Below are 23,000 nucleotides of genomic sequence, written 5' to 3' on the forward strand. Positions count from 1 at the left end.
CGGGACGCGCGAACGCCCCGCACGGATCTTCCGTGCGGGGCGTTCGCGTCGGGGCCCGGCGGGGCGGCCTCAGGACTCCATGGTCAGACGCGGCAGGACGCCGAGCAGGGCGATCACGACACCCCAGGCGACCACGGAGCCGACGGTCAGGCGGGTGAGCAGACGCTGGGCGGAGCCCGAGGAGCTCATCGAGCTGGTCACGCCGCCGCCGAACATGTCCGAGACGCCGCCGCCGCGGCCCTTGTGCAGCAGGATGAGCAGCACGATGACCACGCTGAGCACGACCACGAGGATCTGCAGGGCCAGGGTCAGGACGTCCACGGGAGGGCTCCTCGGGTCGAGGTGCGGCCCCGGCGCGCGCCGGGGCCGTCACGGAGAATGCGGTCGGTCGGGCCGGACGGATCAGGCCTGGTCGAACCGGACGATCTTAGCAAACTCGTCCGCGTCGAGGCTGGCGCCGCCCACGAGGGCGCCGTCCACGTCTGGCTGCGCCAGCAGCGCCGGCGCGCTGGAGGACTTCACGGAGCCGCCGTAGAGGATCCGCAGTCCGGCGGCGACGTCGTCGCCGTGCAGTGCGGCCACGCGGGCGCGCAGGGCCGCGCACATCTGCTGCGCGTCCTCGGGGCCGGCGACCTCGCCCGTGCCGATCGCCCACACGGGCTCGTAGGCGACGACGACGCCGGCCACGTCCTGCGCCGACAGGCCCGCGATCGAGCCCTCCAGCTGGGCGAGCGTGTGCTCGACGTGCCGGCCGGCCTGGCGCACCTCCAGGCCCTCGCCCACGCAGATCACCGGGGTGAGGCCGTGGCGCAGGGCCGCGGCGGCCTTGCGCGCGACGAGCGCGTCGTCCTCCCCGTGGAGGGTGCGACGCTCGGAGTGGCCCACGATCGCGTAGCGGCACCCCAGCGCGGCCAGGAACGCGCCGGAGACGTCGCCCGTGTAGGCGCCGGCGTCCTCGGGCGAGAGGTCCTGCGCGCCGTAGGCGAGGTCCAGGCGGTCGCCGGTGACGAGCGTCTGCACGGCCCGCAGGCCCGTGAAGGGCGGGAACACCGCGACCTCCACGGCCTCCTGGTCATGGTCCGCGTCCGTGAGGAGCCACGTGAGGCGCTGCACCAGGGTGACGGCCTCGAGGTGGTCCAGGTTCATCTTCCAGTTGCCCGCGATCAGCGGCACGCGTGTGGTCTGCTCCGCCATGCTCACGCCCGCCCCTCGCCGGCCAGGGCGGTGACGCCCGGGAGCTCCTTGCCCTCGAGGTATTCGAGGGAGGCGCCGCCGCCGGTGGAGATGTGGCCGAACGCGTCGTCGGCGAAGCCGAGCGTGCGCACGGCCGCCGCGGAGTCGCCGCCGCCGACCACCGACAGGCCGCCGGCCGCGGAGGCCTCGGTGAGGGCCCGGGCCACCGCCCGGGTGCCCTCCGCGAAGGCCGGGAACTCGAACACGCCCATGGGGCCGTTCCAGAACACGGTCTGGGCGCCGCGGATCTGCTCCGCGAACGCCCGGGCCGTCTCGGGGCCGATGTCCAAGCCCATGGCGGACGCGCCGTGCGCGCCCGAGGTGAGGGCGTCCACGGCCAGGACCTCGTGCTCGGCGTCGGCCGCGAAGCCGGAGGCCATGACGATGTCCGTGGGGAGCACGATGCGGGCGGCCCCGGCCTCGGAGCGGCGCAGGTACTCGCGGACGGTGTCGAGCTGGTCCTCCTCGAGCAGGGAGGCGCCCACCTCGTGGCCCTGCGCCTTGAGGAACGTGAAGAGCATGCCGCCGCCGATCAGCAGCGTGTCGGCCTTGTCCAGCAGGTTGTCGATCACGGCCAGCTTGTCCGAGACCTTCGACCCGCCCAGCACGACGACGTAAGGCCGCTCCGGGGACTCGGTCAGACGGGTGAGCACCTCGAGCTCGGCGGCGACCAGCGGGCCCTGGTGGGCCGGCAGCTGTGCCGCGACGTCGAACACGGAGGCGTGCTTGCGGTGGACCGCGCCGAAGGCGTCGCCCACGTAGGCGCCGTCGTCGCCGGCCAGCGCCGCCATCTCGCCGGCCAGTGCGGCGCGCTCGGCATCGTCCTTGGAGGTCTCGCGGGCGTCGAAGCGCACGTTCTCCAGCAGCAGCACCTGGCCGTCCTGCAGGGCGGCGGCCTTCGCGCGCGCGTCGTCCCCGGTCACGTCCGCGGCCAGGGCGACGTCGGCGCCCAGCAGCTCGGCCATGCGCGCGGCGACCGGACGGAGGGAGTACGCGGGGTCCGGCTCACCCTTGGGGCGGCCCAGGTGGGCCATGACGATCACGCGCGCACCGGCCTCGGCCAGGTCCCGGATCGCGGGCAGCGAGGCCCGGATGCGGCCGTCGTCGGTGACGGTGTCCCCGTCCAGCGGGACGTTCAGGTCGGACCGGATGAGCACGGTGCGGCCGGCGACGCCGGCCTCGAGCAGATCGGTGAGGGTCGGTGCGGGCATGATGCCTCCTGGGGTGCCGGAGCGGGGTCGGTTCACGGTGCAGTCTAGGCGGACGGCCCGGGCCGACGGAGGAACCGTCGGCCCGGGCCGTCGGGCGCCGTGCGGGCTCAGAGCTTCGAGCCGATGAGGTCTGCGAAGTCCATGAGCTGGGAGGTGTAGCCGTACTCGTTGTCGTACCAGCCGATGATCTTCACGGTCTGGCCGATGGACTTGGTCAGCGGGGCGTCGAAGGTGCACGCCGCCGGGGAGGTGATGATGTCCGAAGACACGATCGGGTCCTCCGAGTAGACCAGGCGGCCCTGCAGCGGACCGGACTCCGCGGCCTTCTTGAACGCCGCGTTGATCTCCTCGACCTCCACGTGGCGCGTCAGCTCCACGGTCAGGTCGGTGGCCGAGCCGGTGATGGTGGGCACCCGCATGGCGAAGCCGTCGAGCTTGCCCTTCAGCTCCGGGATGACCTCGCCGATGGCCTTGGCCGCGCCCGTGGAGGTGGGCACCATGTTCTGGGCGGCGGCGCGCGCCCGACGGCGATCCTTCTTGTGCACGTTGTCGTGCAGGTTCTGGTCGCCGGTGTACGCGTGGATCGTGGTCATGATGCCGTCCACGATGCCGAACTCGTCGTTGAGGACCTTCGCCATCGGGGCCAGGCAGTTCGTGGTGCACGAGGCGTTCGAGACGATGTGCATCGTCTCCGCGTCGTAGGTGTGCTCGTTCACACCCATCACGAAGGTGCCGTCGACCTCCTTGGCGGGAGCGGAGATGAGGACCTTCTTGGCCCCGGCGTCGAGGTGGGCCTGCGCCTTGGGGCCGGTCGTGAAGATGCCGGTGCACTCGATGACCAGGTCCACGCCGAGCTCACCCCACGGCAGCTTCGTCGGGTCGGCCTCCTGGAAGAACGCGACGTCGCGGCCGTCGATGCGGAACCCCTTCTCGGTCCGCTCCAGCTCGCCCGGGTAGCGGCCCAGGATGGTGTCGTACTGGGTCAGCCAGAACAGGTCCTCGGGGTCGGCGAGGTCGTTCACCGCGACCAGCTCGAGGTTCTCGTGGCCGCGGTCCCTGAGCACGCGCACGATGTTGCGTCCGATGCGGCCGTAGCCGTTGATGGCGATCTTGGTCATGGTGGTCTCTCTCATTAGTTCGCGTTGCGTGGTCCCCGTGGCGGTGGGTCCGGGGCGGTACGGTCGAGCGGTCGCGCCCGGTCCGGGCGCGCGGTGGGGACAGGGCCGGAGCGCCGAGCCCCTCCCCGCATCGGGGCGCTGACGTCGTGGGGCCACGACGTCAGCGCCCCGGTGCGCGGTGTGGATCAGGCCGGGAGGATCAGGCCGGAGGCGCCGGCGCGGGCGGCCTCGAAGCGGGCCTGCACGTCGGCCCAGTTCACGATGTTCCAGATCGCCTTGACGTAGTCCGCCTTGACGTTCTGGTAGTCGAGGTAGAAGGCGTGCTCCCACATGTCCAGCTGGAACAGCGGGATGGTGGCGACCGGCACGCCGTTCTGCTGGTCGTAGAACTGCTCGATCACCAGGTTGCCGCCGATGGGCTCGTAGGCCAGCACGGCCCAGCCGGAGCCCTGGATGCCGAGGGCGGCGGCGGTGAAGTGGGCCTGGAACTGGTCGAACGAGCCGAAGTACTCGTCGATGGCGGCGGCCAGCTCGCCGGTCGGCTTGTCGCCGCCCTCCGGCGAGAGGTTCTTCCAGAAGATCGAGTGGTTCGTGTGCCCGCCCAGGTTGAAGGCGAGGTCCTTCGACAGCTGGTTCACGGAGCCGAAGTCGCCGGCCTCACGCGCGGCGGCCAGCTTCTCCAGGGCGGTGTTCGCGCCCTTGACGTACGTGGCGTGGTGCTTGGAGTGGTGCAGCTCCATGATGCGGGCCGAGATGTGCGGCTCCAGCGCGGCGTAGTCGTAGTCCAGCTCCGGAAGGGTGTATTCGGTCATGCTTCCTCCTTGGTCAGGCGAGGCTGCGGGCAGGACGCCCTCGGCCTCCACCTCGGGCAACCTCGCGTCTCGGCGGCGTATTCCGTCCGTCTCCATTGTGATCGGGGGCGGAGCGCCGGGGCCAGATCCCGTCGACGGTGATCCCGCGCTCAGCCTTCGGAGGCCGCGTCCGTCCCGGGGATGCCCCGCTCGGCGGCCCGCTTGTCCGCCATGGCCAGTAGCCGGCGGATGCGCCCGGCGACGGCGTCCTTGGTCATCGGCGGGTCCGCGAGGCGGCCGAGCTCGTCGAGGGAGGCCTGCTTGTGCTCGAGGCGCAGCCGTCCCGCGTAGCGAAGGTGGTCGGGCACCTCGTCCCCGAGGATCTCGAGGGCCCGCTCCACCTTCGCCCCGGCCGTGACAGCGGCCTGGGCGGAACGGCGCAGGTTGGCGTCGTCGAAGTTCGCCAGGCGGTTGGCGGTGGCCCGGACCTCTTTGCGCTCGCGCCGCTCGCGCCAGAGGGTCGCGGTCTGCTCCGCGCCGACGGCGGCGAGCAGCGTGGCGATCGCCTCGCCGTCGCGGACCACGACGCGGTCCGACTGACGCACCTCGCGCGCCTTCGCCGCCACGCGGAGCCGACGCGCGGCCCCCACCAGCGCGAGCGCGGCCTCCGGGCCCGGCGTGGTCACCTCGAGGGCCGCCGAGCGGCCGGGCTCGGTGAGGGAGCCGTGGGCCAGCAGGGCCCCGCGCCACACGGCGGCGGTGGCCGCCGTCGTCCCGCTGACGAGGACCGGCGCGAGGCCACGCACGGGCCGTCCCCGCTGGTCGATGAGCCCGGTCTGCCGGGCGAGGTCCTCTCCCCCGCGCACGACCCGGAGCACGTACCGCTGACCACGGCGCAGGTTGCCGCCGGAGACCACCACGATCTCCGGGGCCAGGCCGTACAGCTCGGTGATGGCGGCGCGCAGGCGGCGCGCACTGGCGCCGTGGTCCAGTTCAACCTCCACGACGACGCGGCCGGCCACGAGGTGCAACCCCCCGGCGAACCGCAGCATCGCCGCGGTCTCCGCCCGCCGCTCCGGGGTCGCGGCGACCGGCACACGGGCCAGCTCCTCCTTGAGGGTCATGGTCAGCGCCATGCTCGTGCTCCTTCTCGGCGAGGTGCGCGCGTCAGTGGGTCATCGCCTCGTCGATCGCGACGGCCAGGCGCAGCGGGTCGTGGACCTGGGGATCCTGGGCACTGCTCACTCTACTGAACGCCACGCGCGCGCCCATCCGGGCCGCCTCGGCCTCCACCGCCGCCCGGTCGGTGACCGCGTCCACGTCGGCGATCACCACGTCCAGCCGGAGGTCCGGCGCATAGGAGCGCAGCACCTTGAGGTGGTCGGCGTGGGTGAGGCCGGTGGTCTCCTGGTCTCCCGTGCGCAGGTTCAGCACCATGAGGCGCCGGGCGGTGGTGGTGGCGAGGGCCGCGCGCACGTCCGGCATCAGCAGGTGCGGCAGCACCGACGTGTACAGCGAGCCGGGTCCGAGCACCACCCAGTCGGCCAGCTCGATCGCCGAGAGCGCCTCCGGGGTGGCGGGGGCGTCGGACGGGCTCAGGCGGACGTCGGTGACGCGCCCCTCGAACGCGGCGACCGCGAGGGCCACCTGGCCCTCCACGCATCGGGTGCGCAGGCGGCCGTCCGGGCCGGCGCTGAGCACGTCCCCGCCGATGGTCAGCGGCACCCGCGAGACCGGCAGGACCTCACCGTGCGCCCGCAGCAGGGCGCCGGCCCAGCGCAGCCCGTCCACCGGGTCGCCCAGCAGCTCCCAGAGGGCGACGATCAGGAGGTTCCCGAGCGCGTGGTTGTCCAGGGTGGCCTGGTCGGCGGGCACCTCGGTGGAGCGGAAGCGGTGCTGCATGACGTGGGCCCAGGTCCGACCCCAGTCGGTGTCGTCGCACAGGGCGGCCAGCGCCATGCGGAGGTCGCCGGGCGGCAGCACCGCCATCTCCCGGCGGATGGTGCCGGAGGAGCCACCGTCGTCCGCCACCGTGACGATGGCCGTGAGGTGCCCGGCCACGTGCCGCAGGGCCGCGAGGGACGCGGAGAGGCCGTGGCCGCCGCCGAGGGCGGTGACGCGGGCCGTGGGGCGGGACATGCCCGCACCCACCCCGCGCCCTTCCGAACCCATCCCGGGCGGCAGGGGCAGTTGGCCGGTGAGCGGGGACGTCATTCGCGCCCCATGTCCCGGTGCTGGACGTGCACCGTGACGTGGGGCACCTGGGCCAGGCGCCGGGCCAGCTCCTCGGCGACGGCCACGGAGCGGTGCTTGCCGCCCGTGCAGCCGATGGCGAGCGTAGCGTAGTGCTTGTTCTCCCGCCGGTAGCCCTCGAACACCGGCCCCAGCATGGCGACGTACGTGCGCAGGAAGTCCTCGACACCGGGGCGGGAGAGCACGTAGTCCGCGACCGCGGCCTCCGTGCCCGTGTGCGGACGCAGCGCCGGCACCCAGTGGGGGTTGGGGATGAAGCGCATGTCCGCCACGAAGTTCGCGTCCGCCGGGACGCCGTACTTGAACCCGAAGCTCATGATGGTCAGGCGCAGCGTGACGGGGCCGGACTCCGAGAACAGCTCGGTGATCTCCGTGGCCAGGCCGTGCACGTTCAGCTCGGTGGTGTCCACCACGACGTCGGCACGCGCCTTGAGCGGCTCGACGACGTCCCGCTCCGCGCGGATGCCGTCCAGCAGCCGGGCGTTGCCCTGCATCGGGTGGGGGCGGCGGCCGGCCTCGAAGCGTTGCAGGAGGACGTGGTCCTCCGCATCGAGGAACACGGTGCGATACTCCACTCCGCTGTTGGCCAGGTGCTGCAGGGCGGCGTACAGCTCCTCGAAGTAGGAGCGCGAGCGCACGTCCACCACGATCGCCAGGCGCGGGAACGCCTCCGGCGAGCGGGCGATGAGCTCGGCCAGCGTGCCGAAAAGGGCCGGCGGCATGTTCTCCACCACGTCCCAGCCGTGGTCCTCGAGCGCGTGCGCGGCGGTGGTCCGTCCGGCGCCGGACATCCCGGCGATCACGAGCACCTCGGATGTCGGCGGCTTCTCCGGCTGGAGGGTCTCCTCGGTCATGACTCCACTGTATCCGCGGGCGTGTCGGCCGTGAGCGCCGTGTGGACGGCCTCGGCCAGCCGCGGCCCGATGCCGGCGACCTCGGTCAGCCGGTCCACGCCGGCGGCCCGGATCTCGGCGACGGAGCCGAAGTGGTTCAGCAGCGCGGTGCGCTTGGCCGGGCCCAGGCCCGGGATCCCGTCCAGGGCGGAGACGGTCATCGCCTTGGACCGCCGGCTGCGGTGGCCCGCGATCGCGAACCGGTGCGACTCGTCACGGATGCGCTGGAGCAAGTACAGGCCCTCCGAGGTGCGCGGCAGGACCACCGGGAACTCGTCGCCCGGCAGCCACACCTCCTCGAGCCGCTTGGCCAGCCCGACCACGGGCAGGTCGTCCAGGCCCAGCTCCTCGAGGACCGCCGCGGCCGCGGCCACCTGGGGCGGGCCGCCGTCGACCACCACGAGCGAGGGCGGGTACGCGAAGCGGCGCCCCGCCTCCTGATCGTCCCCCTCGACCTGACCGGAGAGCGGGGCGCCCTCCGCGCGCTCCTTGGCCAGGCGGGCGAAACGACGCCGCAGGACGTCGCGCAGGGACGCCGTGTCGTCCCGGGCGGCCTCCCCCGTGACGTTGAAGCGGCGGTAGTCCTTCTTCTTCGGCAGCCCGTCCTCCATGACGACCATCGAGCCGACCACGTTGGTGCCCTGGGAGTGGGAGATGTCGTAGCACTCGATGCGCAGCAGGGGCTCGGTGATCTCCAGGGCCTCCTGCAGCTCCCGCAGGGCGGCGGAGCGGGTGGTGAGGTCCCCGGACCGCCGCGACTTGTGCAGCTTGAGGGCCATCTCCGCGTTCTCCCGGACGGTCTCCATGAGGTCCGCCTTCGAGCCCCGCCGGGGCACGCGCACGGCGACCCGGGACCCGCGCAGGCCCGAGAGCCACTCGGTGAGCTGTGCGGCGTCGTCGGGCTCGACCGGGACGAGGATCTCGTGCGGGATGCGCTCCGGCCCCTCGAGGTCGCCGTAGACCTGCTGGAGCAGGTGCGCGACCATCTCCGGCTCGGCGACGTCCTCCACGCGCTCCATGACCCAGCCGCGCTGGCCGCGGATGCGTCCCTGCCGGACGTGGAACACCTGCACCGCGACCTCCAGCTCGTCCGCGTGCAGGGCGAAGATGTCCGCCTCCGTGTTCTCCGGCAGCACCACGGCGTTGCGCTCGAACACGCGGCGCAGCGCGGCGATGTCGTCCCGCAGCCGGGCCGCGTCCTCGTAGCGCAGCTCCTCGACGGCACGGGCCATGGCCTTCTCCAGCTCGCGGATGAACCGGTTCGCGTCCCCGGCCATGAAGTCGCAGAAGTCCTGGGCCAGCGCGCGATGGTCCGCCGGGCTGATCCGGCCCACGCAGGGCGCCGAGCACTTGCCGATGTAGCCGAGCAGGCACGGCCGGTCCTGGGCGCGGGCCCGCTTGAACACGCCGGCCGAGCACGTGCGGACCGGGAAGACGCGCAGCATCAGGTCCACGGTCTCGCGGATCGCCTTGGCCGGGTGGAACGGGCCGAAGTACTTCACGCCGGGCTTCCGGTCGCCGCGCATCACCTGGACGCGCGGGAACTGCTCGTTCATGGTCACGGCCAGGTACGGGTACGACTTGTCGTCCCGGTACATGATGTTGAACCGGGGGCGGTACTCCTTGATCCACGTGTACTCGAGCTGGAGCGCCTCCAGCTCGGAGCCGACGACGGTCCACTCGACCGCGGCCGCCGTGAACACCATGGTCCGGGTCTTGGTGGCCAGCCGGGCGGGGTCCTGGAAATAGGAGCTCAGGCGGGCGCGCAGGTTCTTCGCCTTGCCGACGTAGACGACGCGTCCGTCCGCGTCGCGGAAGCGGTAGACGCCGGGCGACGTGGAGATCTCGCCCGGAGCCGGGCGGTAGGAGGCCGGATCAGCCACGGGCACCCGGGGCGGCGTTGTAGGCGTCCACCCGCTCCTGCCCCGAGAGCGCGCCGATGGCGTCCATGATCGCCGCCGTCGCGTCGCGGCGCTGCGGCAGGGTGTGTCGACGCCCGGGGTGGCCGAAGTCCAGGGGCGCGCCCACGCGCACGGAGAACCGGTGGGGACGGAAGCCGTTCGTGTCCGGCGGCTGGAGGTGCTGCGTGCCGACGAGGCCCACGGGCACCACGGGTGCGCCGGTGGCCAGGGCCAGCCAGGCCGCACCGGTGCGGCCGCGGTAGAGGCGGCCGTCGCGGCTGCGGGTGCCCTCCGGGTAGATGCCGACGCCCTGGCCGGACTCGAGCAGGCCCACGAGGGACTCGAGCGCGGCCACGGAGGCGGCCTGCTCGCCCCGGCGGACGGGGACGGAGCCCACGGACTCGAAGAACCGCCGCCGGACGCGGCCCCGCAGGCCCGTGCCCGTGAAGTACTCCTCCTTGGCGAAGAAGTGGACCGGGCGGGGGGCGAGGGCCTGGAGGATCACCGAGTCGACGAAGGACAGGTGGTTGGAGGCCATGACGAAGGGGCCCCGCGCAGGGACGTGCTCCATGCCGACGACCTCGGGGCGGCAGGTGAGCCGCAGGAGCGCGGCGGCGCTCCTGCGCACGGGCTCCGACGTCGCCATGGCTCTCCTTCGTCCGCGTCCTGCGTGGGCGGGGTCCATGCTACGCGAGCAGTTCCGCGAGGAACCGGCCCGTGTGGCTCTCCGCGACGTGTGCGACCTCCTCCGGCGTGCCCGCGGCCACGATCGTGCCGCCCCCGGAGCCGCCCTCGGGGCCGAGGTCGATCACGTGGTCGGCACTCTTGATCACGTCGAGGTTGTGCTCGATGGTGAGCACCGTGTTGCCCTTGTCCACGAGGGACTGGAGCACGTGCAGGAGCTTGCGGATGTCGTCGAAGTGCAGCCCCGTGGTCGGCTCGTCCAGCACGTAGATGGTGCGGCCGTTGGAGCGCTTCTGGAGCTCGGCCGCCAGCTTCACGCGCTGGGCCTCGCCGCCCGAGAGCGTGGTGGCGGGCTGGCCCAGGCGGACGTAGCCCAGACCGACGTCGACGAGCGTGTCCAGGTACCGCGAGATGCGGGTGTACGCGCTGAAGAAGTCCGCGGCCTCCTCGATCGGCATGTCGAGGACCTCGGCGATGTTCTTGCCCTTGTAGGTGACCTCGAGCGTCTCCCGGTTGTACCGGGCCCCGTGGCACACCTCGCACGGCACGTAGACGTCCGGCAGGAAGTTCATCTCGATCTTCAGCGTGCCGTCCCCCGCGCACGCCTCGCAGCGCCCGCCCTTGATGTTGAAGGAGAACCGGCCCTGCTGGTAGCCCCGGACCTTCGCCTCGGGGGTCTCTGCGAAGAGCTTGCGGATCGCGTCGAACACGCCGGTGTAGGTGGCGGGGTTGGAGCGCGGCGTGCGCCCGATGGGGCTCTGGTCCACGTGGACCACCTTGTCCAGGTGCTCGAGCCCCTCCACGGACCGGTGCCGGCCGGGCACGAGCTTGGCGCCGTTGAGCCGGTTGGCCAGGACCTTGTAGAGGATCTCGTTGATCAGCGTGGACTTGCCCGAGCCGGACACACCCGTCACGGCCGTGAGGACCCCGAGCGGGACCTCCACCGAGACGTCCTTCAGGTTGTTCTCCTGGGCGCCGCGGACCGTCAGCACGCGCCCCTTCTCCGGGACGCGACGCCGCTCCGGCACCGCGATGGAGCGGCGCCCGGAGAGGTAGTCGCCGGTGACGGACCGCGTGTTCGCCTTGAGATCCGCCAGGGAGCCCGAGTGCACGACCTCGCCCCCGTGCTCGCCCGCGCGAGGACCGATGTCCACGATCCAGTCCGCCTCGGCGATCGTGTCCTCGTCGTGCTCGACGACGATGAGGGTGTTGCCGAGGTCCCGCAGGCGCAGGAGGGTCTCGATGAGGCGGCGGTTGTCCCGCTGGTGCAGGCCGATGGACGGCTCGTCGAGCACGTAGAGGACGCCGACCAGCCCGGAGCCGATCTGCGTGGCCAGGCGGATGCGCTGGGCCTCGCCTCCAGAGAGGGTGCCGGCCGGCCGCTCCAGGTTGAGGTACTCCAGGCCGACGTCCAGCAGGAACGCCAGCCGGGCCAGGATCTCCTTGAGCACCTGGTCCGCGATCTGCCGCTCCCGGTCCGTCAGCCGCAGCCCCGAGAAGAACTCCATGGCCTCCCGCATGGGCAGGCGGGTGGCGTCCGCGATGGACAGGCCGCCCACGAGCACGTTCAGGACCGTGGGGTTGAGGCGGGCCCCGTGGCACGCCGGGCACGGGATCTCCCGCATGAACGACTCGTAGCGCTCGCGGGCGCCGTCCGACTCGGTCTCCCCGTGCTTGCGCATCACGTAGGGGATGACGCCCTCGAAGCCCGTGGTGTAGCGGCGCTCGCGGCCGAACCGGTTGCGGAACGTCACCTCCACCTTGAAGTCCTTGCCGTGCAGGACGGCGTCGCGCTCCGCCTCCGTCAGGTCCTTCCACGGGGTGTCCAGGGAGAAGCCCATCTCCTTGCCCAGCCCGCCGAGCACGCGCAGCCAGTAGTCCGAGGTGGACTTGCCGAGCGACCACGGCACGACGGCGCCCTCGCGCAGGGACAGCTCGTCGTTGGCGACGACGAGGTCCGGGTCCACCTGCAGACGGGAGCCGATGCCGGTGCACTCGGGGCACGCGCCGAACGGGTTGTTGAAGGAGAACGAGCGCGGCTCGATCTCGTCCACGGTCTGCTCGTGCCCGTTGGGGCAGGAGAGCTTCTCGGAGAACGAGCGGTACCGGGGGTTGCCCTCGGCGTCCCGCCCGCCGAACTCCGCGGTGTTCTTCCTGCCCTTCTCGGCGACCGGCTCCACGTCCACGAACTCGGCCACGACGAGGCCGTCCGCCAGCTTCAGGGCGGTCTCCACCGAGTCGGTGAGGCGCTGGCGGATGCCCTCCTTCATGGCGAGGCGGTCCACGACGACGGCGATGGTGTGCTTGACCTGCTTCTTCAGCACGGGCGGGTCCGAGAGCTGGACGGTCTCCCCGTCCACGACGGCGCGGGCGAAGCCCTGCGTGGACAGGTCCTTGAACAGGTCCACGAACTCGCCCTTGCGGCCGCGGACCACGGGCGCGAGCACCTGGAAGCGGGTGCGCTCGGGCAGCTCCTCGAGCTGGTCCACGATCTGCTGCGGGGTCTGCCGGCTCACCGGCTCGCCGCACTGCGGGCAGTGCGGCACCCCGACACGCGCCCAGAGCAGGCGCATGTAGTCGTAGATCTCGGTGATGGTCCCCACCGTGGAGCGCGGGTTGCGGTTGGTCGACTTCTGGTCGATGGACACGGCCGGGGACAGGCCCTCGATGAAGTCCACGTCCGGCTTGTCCACCCGGCCCAGGAACATGCGGGCGTAGGAGGAGAGCGACTCGACGTAGCGTCGCTGGCCCTCGGCGAAGATCGTGTCGAAGGCCAGGGAGGACTTGCCCGAGCCGGACAGACCCGTGAACACGACCATGGCGTCCCGCGGGAAGCTGACGTCCACGTCCTTCAGGTTGTGCTCGCGGGCGCCCTGGACGACGATGCGGTCCCGCTCGCCCGAGCGCGCGCCGCCGGGGCCGGAGGCGAGGCCGCCGGGGTGGGCCTCGACGGCGGAGGAGACGGTGGTGGAGGAGTTCTTGGGCACGCGGCCAGCATAGGGGCGGGTACGGACACGACACCGGGGTCTCGCCTGTGGGCGAACCCACCGCGGGCCGGGCCCGCCCTGGCGCCTCACCGCCCCGTCCGTACACTGTTGCGCATGCCCGAGACCGCCCGGAACCGCCTCCTGCACGATCTGCCCGCCGTCACGGTGCGCACCTGCTCCGTGTCGGAGATGGACAACAACGTGTACCTGCTCACCTCCAAGACCACGGGGGCGCAGGTGCTGATCGACGCCGCCGCCGAGGCCGAGGCCATCCGCGACCTCATCGCCTCGGCCGCGGACGACACCCCGTGCGAGCCGCGCCTCGAGATGATCGTCACCACGCATCGACACTGGGACCACGTGCGCGCGTTGCCGGCGCTGGCCTCCCTGACCGGGGCCCGCACGGCGGCCGGCGAGGACGACGCCGACGCGATCGCCGAGGCCACGGGGGTCGCCCCCGACGTGCGCCTGCGCCACGGGGACACCGTGGGGGCGGACGGGCTCCGGCTCGAGGTGGTGGCCCTGCGCGGCCACACGCCCGGGTCCATCGCGCTGGTGTGCCGCCCCGAGGCGGACGAGCCGGCCGTGCTCTTCACCGGCGACTCCCTCTTCCCGGGCGGGGTGGGCAACACCGAGGGCGACGACGGCCGGTTCCGTCAGCTGTTCACGGACGTGAGCGATCGGATCTTCGACGCGTTCGACGACGACGTGGTGGTCCACCCCGGCCACGGCGCCTCCACGACCCTGGGCGCCGAGCGCCCCCACCTGCCGGAGTGGGCCGAGCGCGGCTGGTGACGGTGCGCCCGGGCGGTCCCGGGCCCAGCGTCAGGCCGGCTTCTGCCCCGCCATGAACAGGCGCCGGGCCGGGAAGATCGTGACCGGGCCGCCGTCGTCGGCCGTGACACCGGGCACCGGCGGGTACGCCTCGCGCATGGCGGCGCGGTACCGGTCCACGAACGCCTCGAGCAGCCCGGCGCCCTCGGCGGCGCCCTCCTCGGCGTCCCAGCGGGCCAGGGCCTGCAGGCTCGGTCGCAGGGCCGCGCCGGAGGTCCACCGGAACACCGGGTCCTCGCCCGTCAGCACCTGCTGGTACTCCGTCTCCCAGACGACCGGGGACCACCCCGCCTCGAGGAATAGCCGCGTGTACTCCTCGGGCGGCGCCACGGTGCGGGTCGTCGCCACCCCGTGCAGCGGCTCGGAGAAGGCCGGGTCCTCCGCCAGCGCCACGATCGCCGCGTGGGAGGGCTGCTCGTAGGGCCGCGGGATCTGCGCCGCGAACCACGCCCCCGGCGTGAGGTCCCCGAGCCAGCGCCGGATCAGGCGACGGTGCGTCGGGATCCACTGGAGCATCGCGTTGGACACCACGACGTCCGTCGCCCCCGACGGGCGCCACTGCGAGGCGTCGACCGCCTCGAAGCGCAGGTTGGCGGGGGCGCCCGTGCGGGCCGCCTGCTCCCGGGCCCGCTCCAGCATGGCGGGCGAGTCGTCCAGACCGATCACCTCGGCGTCCGGCCAGCGCTCGGCCAGCGTCCGGGTCAGGGTCCCCGGGCCGCAGCCCAGGTCCACCACGACGCGCGGGGCCTCGGCGCGCACGCGCCCCACCAGGTCATGGAAGGGGCGGGCGCGGTGTTCGGCGAAGCCCTCGTACTGCGCGGGATCCCAGGTGAACCCCCCGCCCTGTCGGCCGGTCACGTCCCCCACGACGGCGTCGGTGTCCGGGTGCGGGCTCTCGGGCGCGATCTGACTCATGGCGGCACCGTATCGCGCGGAGCGGCCGATACCCTGGGGGCGATGACTTCTGCCGCCACGAACCCGCCCTCGCTGACCGACCGCATCGACGCGGTCCCGCCGGCCCCGGACGCCGACGACGTCTTCGGGGCCTTCGCGGCCTGGACCGAGGACCGCGGGATCTCGCTCTACCCCGCCCAGGAGGAGGCCGCCCTCGAGCTGGTCCAGGGCCGGCACGTGATCCTGGCGACGCCCACCGGCTCCGGCAAGTCCCTGGTGGCGCTGGCCGCGCACGCCGACGCGCTCGCCCACGACGCCGTCTCCTACTACACGGCGCCGATCAAGGCGCTCGTCTCGGAGAAGTTCTTCGCGCTGGTGGACGTGTTCGGCGCGGAGAACGTGGGCATGGTCACGGGTGACTCCACCGTCAACGGTGACGCGCCGATCATCTGCTGCACGGCCGAGATCCTCGCCAACCGCGCGCTGCGCGAGGGCTCGGGCATGGAGATCGGCACCGTGGTGATGGACGAGTTCCACTACTACGCGGACCCCTCCCGCGGCTGGGCCTGGCAGGTGCCCCTCCTCGAGCTGCCGCAGGCCCGGTTCCTGCTGATGTCGGCCACCCTCGGCGACACGACCCGCCTCGAGGCGGACCTGACCGAGCGCACCGGGCGCGAGGTCGCCGTCGTCGCCCACGCGCAGCGCCCCATCCCGCTGACGTTCGAGTGGTCCGAGGTGCCGCTGCAGGAGAAGGTCGAGGAGCTCGTGGGCACCCACCAGGCACCGGTGTACATCGTGCACTTCTCGCAGCTGGACGCCGTGGAGACGGCCCAGGGTCTGTCCTCGATCTCGGTGACGTCCAGGGAGGAGAAGGAGGCGATCGCCGCGCGGATCGCCGGCTTCCGCTTCTCCGCGGGCTTCGGGCACACCCTGAACCGCCTCGTCCGGGCGGGCATCGGCGTGCACCACGCGGGCATGCTGCCCAAGTACCGCCGCCTCGTGGAGAAGCTGGCCCAGGACGGGCTGCTCAAGGTCATCTGCGGCACGGACACGCTGGGCGTCGGGATCAACGTGCCGATCCGCACCGTGCTGCTCACCGCGCTCTCCAAGTTCGACGGCGAGAAGACCCGCCTGCTCCAGGCCCGCGAGTTCCACCAGATCGCCGGCCGGGCGGGCCGGGCCGGCTTCGACACCTCCGGCACCGTGGTGGTCCAGGCCCCCGAGCACGTGATCGAGAACAAGGCGGCCGAGCGCAAGGCCGCGGCGAAGTTCGCGAACGTCAAGGACGAGGCCGAGCGGGCCAAGCGCATGAAGCAGTCCGTGAAGTCCGGCAAGCGCAAGACCCCGCCGGCCGGCTTCGTCTCGTGGGGGCCGGCGACGTTCGAGCGCCTCGTCTCCGCCGAGCCGGAGCCGCTGGTCTCCCGCATGCGGATCACGCACTCCATGCTGCTGAACATCCTCGACCGGCCCGGCGACCCGGTGATCGCGGTCCGGCGCCTGCTGCGCGGCACCCACGAGACCCCGGCCCGCCAGGCGGTGCTCATGCGCCGCGCGCTCGGGATCTTCCGGGAGCTGCTGGCCACGGGCGTCGTCGAGCGTCTGCCCGAGCCGGACGCCGAGGGCCGCACCGTGGACCTCACGGTGGACCTGCAGCCGGACTTCGCGCTCAACCAGCCGCTCTCCCCCTTCGCCCTCGCCGCGCTCGACCTGCTGGACCCGGCCGATCCCGACCACGCGCTCGACGTGGTCTCCGTGATCGAGGCGACCCTCGACCCGCCGCGCCAGGTGCTCTCCGCCCAGGTCAAGCACGCCAAGGGCGAGGCCGTGGCCGCCATGAAGGCCGAGGGCATGGACTACAACGACCGCATGCGGGCCCTCGACGAGATCACCCACCCGCGGCCGCTGGCCGAGCTCCTCGAGCAGCAGTTCGAGCTCTACCGGCAGGACGCCCCGTGGCTCGCGGAGTTCGAGCTGACCCCCAAGTCCGTGGTGCGCGACATGTTCGAGCGGGCCATGGGCTTCGGCGACTACGTGCGGTTCTACGGGATCGCCCGGTCCGAGGGCGTGCTGCTGCGCTACCTCACGGACGCGGTCAAGGCGCTGCGCCACACGGTGCCCGAGGCGGCCCGCACCGAGGATCTCCAGGTGCTGCTGGACTGGCTCGACGAGATGGTGAAGCAGACCGACTCGTCCCTCCTGGAGGAGTGGGAGGACCTGGTGGCCGGGGACATCGACGAGCTGCGCCGGGACATGGAGGCGCTCGAGCCGCCGGCGCCGCCTCGCCTGACGGACAACGAGCCCGTGTTCCGGGTGATGGTCCGCAACGCGATGTTCCAGCGGGTGCGCCTGTTCGGCGACGAGCGGGACGAGGCGCTCGCGCGCCTGTCCGGCGAGCTGTCCGCCGACGACTGGGCCGACGCCCTCGACGCCTACTTCGACGACCACGAGGACATCGACGACGGCCCCGCCGCGCGCGGCCCCGAGCTGTTCCGCGTGGCCGCGGCCCCCGACGTCGCCGCCCCGCTGGAGCTGGCCGGCCCGCGCTGGTGGGCGGTGCGGCAGGTCCTGAAGGACCCGGACGGGGACCTGGACCACGGGATCAACGCCGTGGTCGACCTGGACGCCTCCGACGAGGCGGGCCATCCCGTGATCCGGGTGGTCTCCGTGGGCGCGCCCGAGTCCGGGTGGGGCCTGTGAGCGCCGGGGACGCTCGGGCGGCAGGACGGCCCGTGGCGGGCGACCCGCGCGGCTTCGCTCCCCTCGAGCCGGCCCGCCACCGCGTGGGCGAGCGCACCGAGCTCTACGACGGCACCGTCACGGTGGACCACTGGTTCTCGGTGCCGATCGACCACGCGCTGGGCCTCGCCGAGGCCGAGGCGCAGGACGCGGCGGGCACCGGCGTCGGGCCGCACGGGCGCGGCACGCTGACCGTCTTCGCCCGCGAGATCCGGGCGAAGGACGACCCCGAGGGCGAGCGCCCCTGGGCCCTGTACCTCCAGGGTGGCCCCGGCAGTGCCGGGCCCCGCCCGGCGCGCCTGAGCGGCTGGCTCGGCGCGCTGGCCGAGAGCCACCGCGTGCTGCTGCTGGACCAGCGCGGCACGGGGCGTTCGACCCCGGCCACTGTGGCGACCCTGACCGCCCCGGGCGCCTTCGCCACGGACGAGGCGCGCGCCGAGCACCTGGTGCACCTGCGGGCGCCCTCGATCGTGCGGGACGCCGAGATGCTGCGCCTCGCCCTCGGCGCCGGGCCGTGGACCACACTGGGCCAGAGCTTCGGCGGGTTCTGCACGCTGAGCTATCTCTCCTTCCACCCGGAGGGCCTGCAGCGCAGCCTGGTGACCGGCGGCCTCGCCCCGCTCACCGGCCACGCCGACCGGGTCTACCGGGCCACCTACGCCCGGATGCGCGCCCGCACCGAGGAGTTCTTCGACCGGCACCCGGCCGACCGCGACGCGTGGTCGGAGGCCGTGGGGCTGATCCGCGCCGCCGAGGCCGCGGGCGCCCCGATCCCCCTGCCCGGCGGCGGGCCGCTCACCGTGGGACGGGCCCAGGGTCTGGGCATGCTGCTGGGCGGCAACACCCGCGTGGACCGCCTGCACTGGGTCCTCGCCGAGGCCGTGGACCGCACCGGACCCGCGCCGCGCCTGTCCGAGACGTTCCTGGCCGCCGTCGCCGACCAGGACGACCGCCTCGTCAACCCGCTCTACACCGTGCTGCACGAGGCGATCTACGCGCAGCCGGCGGACCTGGCCGGCGGCCGGGCGGACACCGGCTGGTCGGCGTCCCGGATGCTCGCCGAGCACCCGGACTTCGACCCGGAGGCGACCACGGTCCCGCTGCCCACGGGCGAACACGTCATGCCCTGGTCCGTCGAGGTCGACCCCCGGCTGCGGCCCCTGGCCGGCACGGCGCGGCTGCTCGCCGAGCGCACGCAGTGGGGCCCGCTCTACGACGTGGCTGCCCTGGCGCAGAACACCGTCCCCGTGGCCGCCGCGGTCTACGCCGACGACGTGTACGTGGACCGGGACCTCTCGCTCGAGACGGCGCGGCGCGTCCGCGGCCTGCAGGTGTGGGAGACCGACGCCTTCCACCACGACGGCATCGCCGACGACGGGCCGGCGATCCTCGACCGGCTCCTGGCGATGACCGCGGCGGACGGCGCCGGGACGACGACGGCCCCCGACCCGGTCGACTGACCGGCCCGGGGGCCCGGGCGCCGGCGGAGCACTCCCCCGGTGCCGTGATCGGCTCAGACGGTGGGCCCGTCCTGTCGCACGATCTGCTCGGAGACCCCGCGCGCGTCGTCGTCACGGGGATCGGCGAGCCGGGTCTCGTGGGCCGTGCGGATGATGGCCGACCACGCGTCCTTGTGCTCGAGCAGCTGGTCGCGCCAGCGCTGGTCCAGGGCCTCGGCCCGGGCCGTCCAGCGGTCCATCAGGGCGGCGGCGCGCTCGCGCTCGGCCGGGTCGGCGTCCTCGGCCAGCTTCGAGTACCGATACGAGTACTTCTCGGCGTTCTGCAGCGCCCGCAGGGCCTGGCCCTTCGGCGAGGCCAGGGAGATCGCCACGGTGATCGCCAGGATCACGACGACGACCACGAGGGACAGCGTCGTGGGGATCTCGACGACGGGCACGTTCTCGCCGCCGTTGATGAACGGCAGGTTGTTCTCGTGCAGGGCGTGCAGGATCAGCTTCACGCCGATGAACGCCAGCAGCGCGGAGAGCCCGTAGGCCAGGTAGACGAGGCGGTCGAGCAGGCCGTCGATCAGGAAGTACAGCTGGCGCAGGCCCATGAGCGAGAACGCCGTGGCGGTGAAGACGATGTACGCCTCCTGGGTCACGCCGAAGATCGCGGGGATGGAGTCGAAGGCGAAGAGGATGTCCGTGGCGCCGATCGCGATCATCACGAGGAGCATCGGCGTCATGAGGCGCTTGCCGTCCACCGTCGTGAAGAGGCGGTCGCCGTCGAACTGCTCGGAGGCGGGCAGGAACCGCTTGACGAGGCGGACCATCACGTTGTCCGCCTCGTCCTGGGCGCCCTCGGCGTCGCCGGACATCTCGCCCTTGAGCTGGCCGCCGGCGATGATCAGCAGGAACAGGCCGAAGAGGTAGAACACGTCCGACCACGCGGCGATGACGGCGGCGCCCAGCAGGATGAACAAGGTGCGCGAGATCAGCGCGAACGTGATGCCGAACAGCAGCACCTTCTGCTGGTAGTCGCGGGGCACGCGGAAGCTGGCCATGATGACCAGGAAGACGAACAGGTTGTCGACGCTGAGCGCCTTCTCCAGCAGGTAGCCGGTGTAGTACTCGACCGCGTGCTGGGTGTCGCCGAAGGCGAAGAACACGAGGCCGAAGATGAGCGCGAGGCCGACGTAGACGCCGGACCAGATCGCGGCCTCCCGGATCGTCGGCGTGTGCGCCTTGCGGACATGGGCGAAGTAGTCGAATGCGAGGAGGCCGACGATCAGCGCGATCGTCAGGCCCCAGGTCAGGCCGTTGATTTCCACGGGTCACCTCTCGGCATCAAGGGTCGGGACGGTGCCGCAAGTCTCTCCGCCCGCCGCGACCGCGGCCCGGGCCCCTGTGTCCGGCCGACGGCGCGCTCTCGGCGGCCGCGGCGTGCTGACGTCCACAGTGTTCGGGATACTCCCCTACGTCGCCGGTCAGTCTACCCGGTCGCACGACGACGCCCCGACCCGCGGCGGGCGGAGCGGGGCGTCGTCGGGCCCGCTGGTGCGGGCCGCGGGTCAGCGACGCCACGGTGGCCAGCACCAGGGTGCCGACGATGACGCCGAGGGAGACGAACGTGGAGATCTCCGGGACGGCTGTCACCGGGTGGCCGCCGTTGATGAAGGGCAGCTCGTTCTCGTGCAGGGCGTGGAAGACGAGCTTGACGCCGATGAAGGCGAGGATGAACGCGAGCCCGTGCTTGAGGAACACGAGACGGTCCATGAGCCCGCCCAGCAGGAAGTAGAGCTGGCGCAGGCCCATGAGGGCGAAGATGTTGGCGGTCAGGACGATGAACCAGTTCTGGGTGAGGCCGAAGATCGCCGGGATGGAGTCCACCGCGAACATCACGTCCGTCAGGCCGATCGTGATGAACACGACCACCATGGGGGTGAACATGCGCCGGCCGTCCACGGTGGTGCGCAGTCGGTTGCCGTCGTAGTCGGGGGCCACGTTGAGGCGGCGGGTCAGGCGGGCCACGACGCCCGGCTCGGACTCCTCGTCCTCGCCGTCGTCCTTGAGCTGCTGCCAGGCGGTCCAGAGCAGGAAGGCGCCGAAGATGTAGAACACCCACGTCAGGTGCTCGATGGCGACGGCGCCGACCGCGATGAACACCGCGCGGGCGATCAGCGTGATGATGATGCCCACCATCAGCACCTCCTGCTGGTAGCGGCGGGGCACCTGGAACGTGGCCATGATGATGAGGAACACGAACAGGTCGTCCACGCTGAGGCTGTACTCGGTGACCCAGCCGGCGAGGAACTCGGTGCCGTGCTGTGCATCGCCCAGGGCGAAGAGCAGCCCCGCGAAGACCAGCGCCAGCGCCACGTAGAACCCGATCCACAGGCCGGCCTCCTACATGGAGGGCTCGTGGGGGCGGCGCGCGACGTACAGCAGGTCGAGCAGGAGGATGACGCCGAGGACCACAAGGGTCGTGATCTCGAAGACGGGACTGAGCACGTCCATGGAGGGGTTCCTTTCGTGGGGGCCGCGCCAGTCTAGACGGGTGCGGTCCCGCGCGCGGATGCGGGTGGGCCCGGTCTCAGGCTGCGCCGGGGGCGGTCAAGCCGAGGGCGAGCCAGACGACGACGGCGCCGGCGGCGGCCAGGCCCCAGCTGGCGAGGGAGCCGATGAGGAACTCCTCCGCGCGCGAGCCGGCGCCGCGGTCCGCCGAGATCTCCGGGAAGCGCACGATGCCCTTGGCCGCCATCAGGGCCGCGATCACCGGATAGGCCTGCGCGAGCCCCAGGACGACCATGAGCAGTCGCTCCATGGGCCCGATGTAGCGACCGCCGCGCAGGCCGTCGGCCGCGGGGTCCGTGGGCGCGGCGGACGGCACGGTCGTGGGCTCCGCCGCGGGGTCCTCCGCCTCCTCGTCGCCTCCGTCGGCGGGCCGGCCCGCCAGGGCGAGGACCGCGCGGGTGACCCGGTTGCCGGTCTCGGTCAGGGCCAGCGCCACCGCCAACAGCGTGAGGGCCGGGGGCGCGGAGCGCAGGCCCGCGGGCGCCAGGGTCGACTCGAGCACGGCCACCAGGCCGACCACGGCCACCACCGCGACCACCCCGAGCGGCCGGTCCGGGTGCAGCCACGTCCAGCCCATCAGCAGGCCGAGGGACACCAGGCCGCCGCCCACCGCGACGGCCACGCCGGTCGGCGCCAGCACGGCCACCAGCACCGCGGCGAGGACGGCGGCCACGGCCGCGCCGGCCCGGGCGAGCCACCGCCGCCGTGGGGCGGGCCAGGCGCCGGGCAGGACGGCGTCGAGCAGGTCGTGCAGCCCCAGGGCGAGCAGTGCGAGGGCGGTCACGGCGCGACCTCCGTCGCCGCGGCGGCGAGCTCGGCGTCCAGCTCGAGCAGCCGGCCGATCCCGGACCGCGCGACGGTCTGCGACACCGCGGACTGCGTGATCCGCTCCGCCCGTGCGGCCTCCGCCTGGGTCGCCCCGCCCAGCAGGGCTGCGGCGATCCGGCGTTCGCGGGCCTTGAGCCGGCCGAGGACGTGGTCGCGCAGCAGGGCGAGCCCGTCCACGGCGGCGGTGAGGGACGGGTCCGCGGCACGGAAGGCGGTCGCGGCGCCGGCGGCCCGCTCGTGCGCGTGCTCGACGGCCTCGCGGGCCCGATACCAGGCCGTGCCGTCCTCGATGCCGTCTCCGCCGGCGTCCAGGGCCCGCCGCTGCCCCAGGCCGATCCCGAAGCGCAGGTCGAGGCCCGGGGGCAGGGCGAGCGTGACGCGGACGGTCAGCCGGAGCGCGTCCGGCCAGGTGCGGTGCAGCGCCTGGAACTCGTCGCCGACGCTGGCCCAGGCGGGGCGCAGCGGCGGGACGTCCTGTTCCGCGGCCGCGAAGGCGGCCAGGATCTGCTCCTGCGCGCGCTCCCGGTCCGGGAGGGCGCGGGAGCCGACGATGTCCGCGATCACGGCCGCGACCGGGGGTGCTGCGCTCATGGCGTCACACTATCACTGATATGACGACAT

At 72.8% G+C, this 23,000-nt stretch carries 18 protein-coding genes and 1 pseudogene; 3 read left to right on the top strand and 16 right to left on the bottom strand.

Going from position 1 to position 23,000, the window contains the following annotated elements:
• Positions 1-69: 69 nt before the first annotated feature.
• The 11 genes from secG to uvrA form a co-directional block, all read right to left on the bottom strand.
• On the bottom strand, positions 70-321 hold the full coding sequence (secG, locus tag HDA34_RS01305; protein ID WP_036315286.1) for a preprotein translocase subunit SecG: 252 nt from the start codon (positions 319-321) through the stop codon (positions 70-72).
• 81 nt (positions 322-402) lie between these two features.
• The gene (tpiA, locus tag HDA34_RS01310) at positions 403-1,194 is read right to left on the bottom strand and encodes a triose-phosphate isomerase (protein ID WP_036315288.1); all 792 of its coding nucleotides are present in this window, start codon (positions 1,192-1,194) and stop codon (positions 403-405) included.
• Between the two features lie 2 nt (positions 1,195-1,196).
• Positions 1,197-2,444: a phosphoglycerate kinase gene (locus HDA34_RS01315; RefSeq protein ID WP_049147874.1), complete on the bottom strand. Its 1,248-nt coding sequence runs from the start codon at positions 2,442-2,444 to the stop codon at positions 1,197-1,199.
• A gap of 107 nt (positions 2,445-2,551) precedes the next feature.
• The gene (gene gap, locus HDA34_RS01320) at positions 2,552-3,562 is read right to left on the bottom strand and encodes a type I glyceraldehyde-3-phosphate dehydrogenase (RefSeq protein WP_041105191.1); all 1,011 of its coding nucleotides are present in this window, start codon (positions 3,560-3,562) and stop codon (positions 2,552-2,554) included.
• Between the two features lie 185 nt (positions 3,563-3,747).
• Positions 3,748-4,374 carry a superoxide dismutase gene (locus HDA34_RS01325; protein WP_036315296.1) on the bottom strand — a complete coding sequence of 209 codons (627 nt, stop codon included), beginning with the start codon at positions 4,372-4,374 and terminating at the stop codon, positions 3,748-3,750.
• 149 nt (positions 4,375-4,523) lie between these two features.
• Positions 4,524-5,489 carry a DNA-binding protein WhiA gene (gene whiA, locus HDA34_RS01330; protein WP_036315298.1) on the bottom strand — a complete coding sequence of 322 codons (966 nt, stop codon included), beginning with the start codon at positions 5,487-5,489 and terminating at the stop codon, positions 4,524-4,526.
• Between the two features lie 31 nt (positions 5,490-5,520).
• Entirely contained in the window at positions 5,521-6,567 is a 1,047-nt protein-coding gene (locus tag HDA34_RS01335) for a gluconeogenesis factor YvcK family protein (RefSeq protein ID WP_134377162.1), read from the bottom strand.
• Positions 6,564-7,460: an RNase adapter RapZ gene (gene rapZ, locus HDA34_RS01340; protein ID WP_036315303.1), complete on the bottom strand. Its 897-nt coding sequence runs from the start codon at positions 7,458-7,460 to the stop codon at positions 6,564-6,566. The genes HDA34_RS01335 and rapZ overlap by 4 nt, the downstream gene beginning before the upstream one ends.
• The gene (gene uvrC / locus HDA34_RS01345; RefSeq protein WP_036315391.1) at positions 7,457-9,382 is read right to left on the bottom strand and encodes an excinuclease ABC subunit UvrC; all 1,926 of its coding nucleotides are present in this window, start codon (positions 9,380-9,382) and stop codon (positions 7,457-7,459) included. The genes rapZ and uvrC overlap by 4 nt, the downstream gene beginning before the upstream one ends.
• Positions 9,375-10,046 (bottom strand): lysophospholipid acyltransferase family protein, encoded by a 672-nt coding sequence (locus HDA34_RS01350; RefSeq protein ID WP_036315306.1) that lies wholly within the window; start codon positions 10,044-10,046, stop codon positions 9,375-9,377. Before HDA34_RS01350 ends, uvrC begins: the two co-directional genes overlap by 8 nt.
• A gap of 40 nt (positions 10,047-10,086) precedes the next feature.
• Positions 10,087-13,071 (bottom strand): excinuclease ABC subunit UvrA, encoded by a 2,985-nt coding sequence (gene uvrA / locus HDA34_RS01355; RefSeq protein ID WP_036315307.1) that lies wholly within the window; start codon positions 13,069-13,071, stop codon positions 10,087-10,089.
• Positions 13,072-13,185: 114 nt separating this feature from the next.
• Here uvrA and HDA34_RS01360 point away from each other — a divergent pair, with 114 nt between their 5' ends.
• Complete coding sequence (locus tag HDA34_RS01360) at positions 13,186-13,866, top strand: MBL fold metallo-hydrolase (RefSeq protein WP_036315309.1); 681 nt, start codon at positions 13,186-13,188, stop codon at positions 13,864-13,866.
• A gap of 30 nt (positions 13,867-13,896) precedes the next feature.
• Here HDA34_RS01360 and HDA34_RS01365 read toward each other — a convergent pair whose 3' ends face one another.
• Positions 13,897-14,820: a methyltransferase domain-containing protein gene (locus HDA34_RS01365; RefSeq protein WP_036382741.1), complete on the bottom strand. Its 924-nt coding sequence runs from the start codon at positions 14,818-14,820 to the stop codon at positions 13,897-13,899.
• A 42-nt stretch (positions 14,821-14,862) separates the two neighbouring features.
• Between HDA34_RS01365 and HDA34_RS01370 the strand changes: the two genes are divergently transcribed.
• Together HDA34_RS01370 and HDA34_RS01375 are read left to right on the top strand one after the other, a co-directional pair.
• On the top strand, positions 14,863-17,496 hold the full coding sequence (locus HDA34_RS01370; RefSeq protein ID WP_134377161.1) for a DEAD/DEAH box helicase: 2,634 nt from the start codon (positions 14,863-14,865) through the stop codon (positions 17,494-17,496).
• Positions 17,497-17,528: 32 nt separating this feature from the next.
• On the top strand, positions 17,529-18,995 hold the full coding sequence (locus HDA34_RS01375; RefSeq protein WP_036315316.1) for an alpha/beta fold hydrolase: 1,467 nt from the start codon (positions 17,529-17,531) through the stop codon (positions 18,993-18,995).
• Positions 18,996-19,048: 53 nt separating this feature from the next.
• On the opposite strand, the gene HDA34_RS01380 is transcribed toward HDA34_RS01375, so the two are convergent.
• The 4 genes and pseudogenes from HDA34_RS01380 to HDA34_RS01400 all read right to left on the bottom strand — a co-directional run bounded on the left by HDA34_RS01380 (position 19,049) and on the right by HDA34_RS01400 (position 22,970).
• The gene (locus tag HDA34_RS01380; RefSeq protein WP_041102710.1) at positions 19,049-20,308 is read right to left on the bottom strand and encodes a TerC family protein; all 1,260 of its coding nucleotides are present in this window, start codon (positions 20,306-20,308) and stop codon (positions 19,049-19,051) included.
• Positions 20,309-20,522: 214 nt separating this feature from the next.
• Positions 20,523-21,494, bottom strand: a pseudogene (locus HDA34_RS01390) (TerC/Alx family metal homeostasis membrane protein); the annotation flags it as partial.
• Positions 21,495-21,570: 76 nt separating this feature from the next.
• A complete protein-coding gene (locus HDA34_RS01395; RefSeq protein WP_122054304.1) occupies positions 21,571-22,335 on the bottom strand; it encodes a hypothetical protein in 765 nt (254 codons plus the stop codon).
• Positions 22,332-22,970 carry a SatD family protein gene (locus HDA34_RS01400; RefSeq protein ID WP_044658956.1) on the bottom strand — a complete coding sequence of 213 codons (639 nt, stop codon included), beginning with the start codon at positions 22,968-22,970 and terminating at the stop codon, positions 22,332-22,334. Before HDA34_RS01400 ends, HDA34_RS01395 begins: the two co-directional genes overlap by 4 nt.
• Positions 22,971-23,000 lie beyond the last annotated feature (30 nt).

Source organism: Micrococcus luteus (assembly GCF_014138885.1).
Taxonomy (GTDB): domain Bacteria; phylum Actinomycetota; class Actinomycetes; order Actinomycetales; family Micrococcaceae; genus Micrococcus; species Micrococcus luteus.

Excerpts from the sequence above, each read along its gene's own strand:
- tpiA (WP_036315288.1), bottom strand. The coding sequence starts at position 1,194 with ATGGCGGAGCAGACCACACGCGTGCCGCTGATCGCGGGCAACTGGAAG.
- HDA34_RS01315 (WP_049147874.1), bottom strand. The coding sequence starts at position 2,444 with ATGCCCGCACCGACCCTCACCGATCTGCTCGAGGCCGGCGTCGCCGGC.
- gap (WP_041105191.1), bottom strand. The coding sequence starts at position 3,562 with ATGACCAAGATCGCCATCAACGGCTACGGCCGCATCGGACGCAACATC.
- HDA34_RS01325 (WP_036315296.1), bottom strand. The coding sequence starts at position 4,374 with ATGACCGAATACACCCTTCCGGAGCTGGACTACGACTACGCCGCGCTG.
- whiA (WP_036315298.1), bottom strand. The coding sequence starts at position 5,489 with ATGGCGCTGACCATGACCCTCAAGGAGGAGCTGGCCCGTGTGCCGGTC.
- HDA34_RS01335 (WP_134377162.1), bottom strand. The coding sequence starts at position 6,567 with ATGACGTCCCCGCTCACCGGCCAACTGCCCCTGCCGCCCGGGATGGGT.
- rapZ (WP_036315303.1), bottom strand. The coding sequence starts at position 7,460 with ATGACCGAGGAGACCCTCCAGCCGGAGAAGCCGCCGACATCCGAGGTG.
- HDA34_RS01350 (WP_036315306.1), bottom strand. The coding sequence starts at position 10,046 with ATGGCGACGTCGGAGCCCGTGCGCAGGAGCGCCGCCGCGCTCCTGCGG.
- HDA34_RS01360 (WP_036315309.1), top strand. The coding sequence starts at position 13,186 with ATGCCCGAGACCGCCCGGAACCGCCTCCTGCACGATCTGCCCGCCGTC.
- HDA34_RS01365 (WP_036382741.1), bottom strand. The coding sequence starts at position 14,820 with ATGAGTCAGATCGCGCCCGAGAGCCCGCACCCGGACACCGACGCCGTC.
- HDA34_RS01370 (WP_134377161.1), top strand. The coding sequence starts at position 14,863 with ATGACTTCTGCCGCCACGAACCCGCCCTCGCTGACCGACCGCATCGAC.
- HDA34_RS01400 (WP_044658956.1), bottom strand. The coding sequence starts at position 22,970 with ATGAGCGCAGCACCCCCGGTCGCGGCCGTGATCGCGGACATCGTCGGC.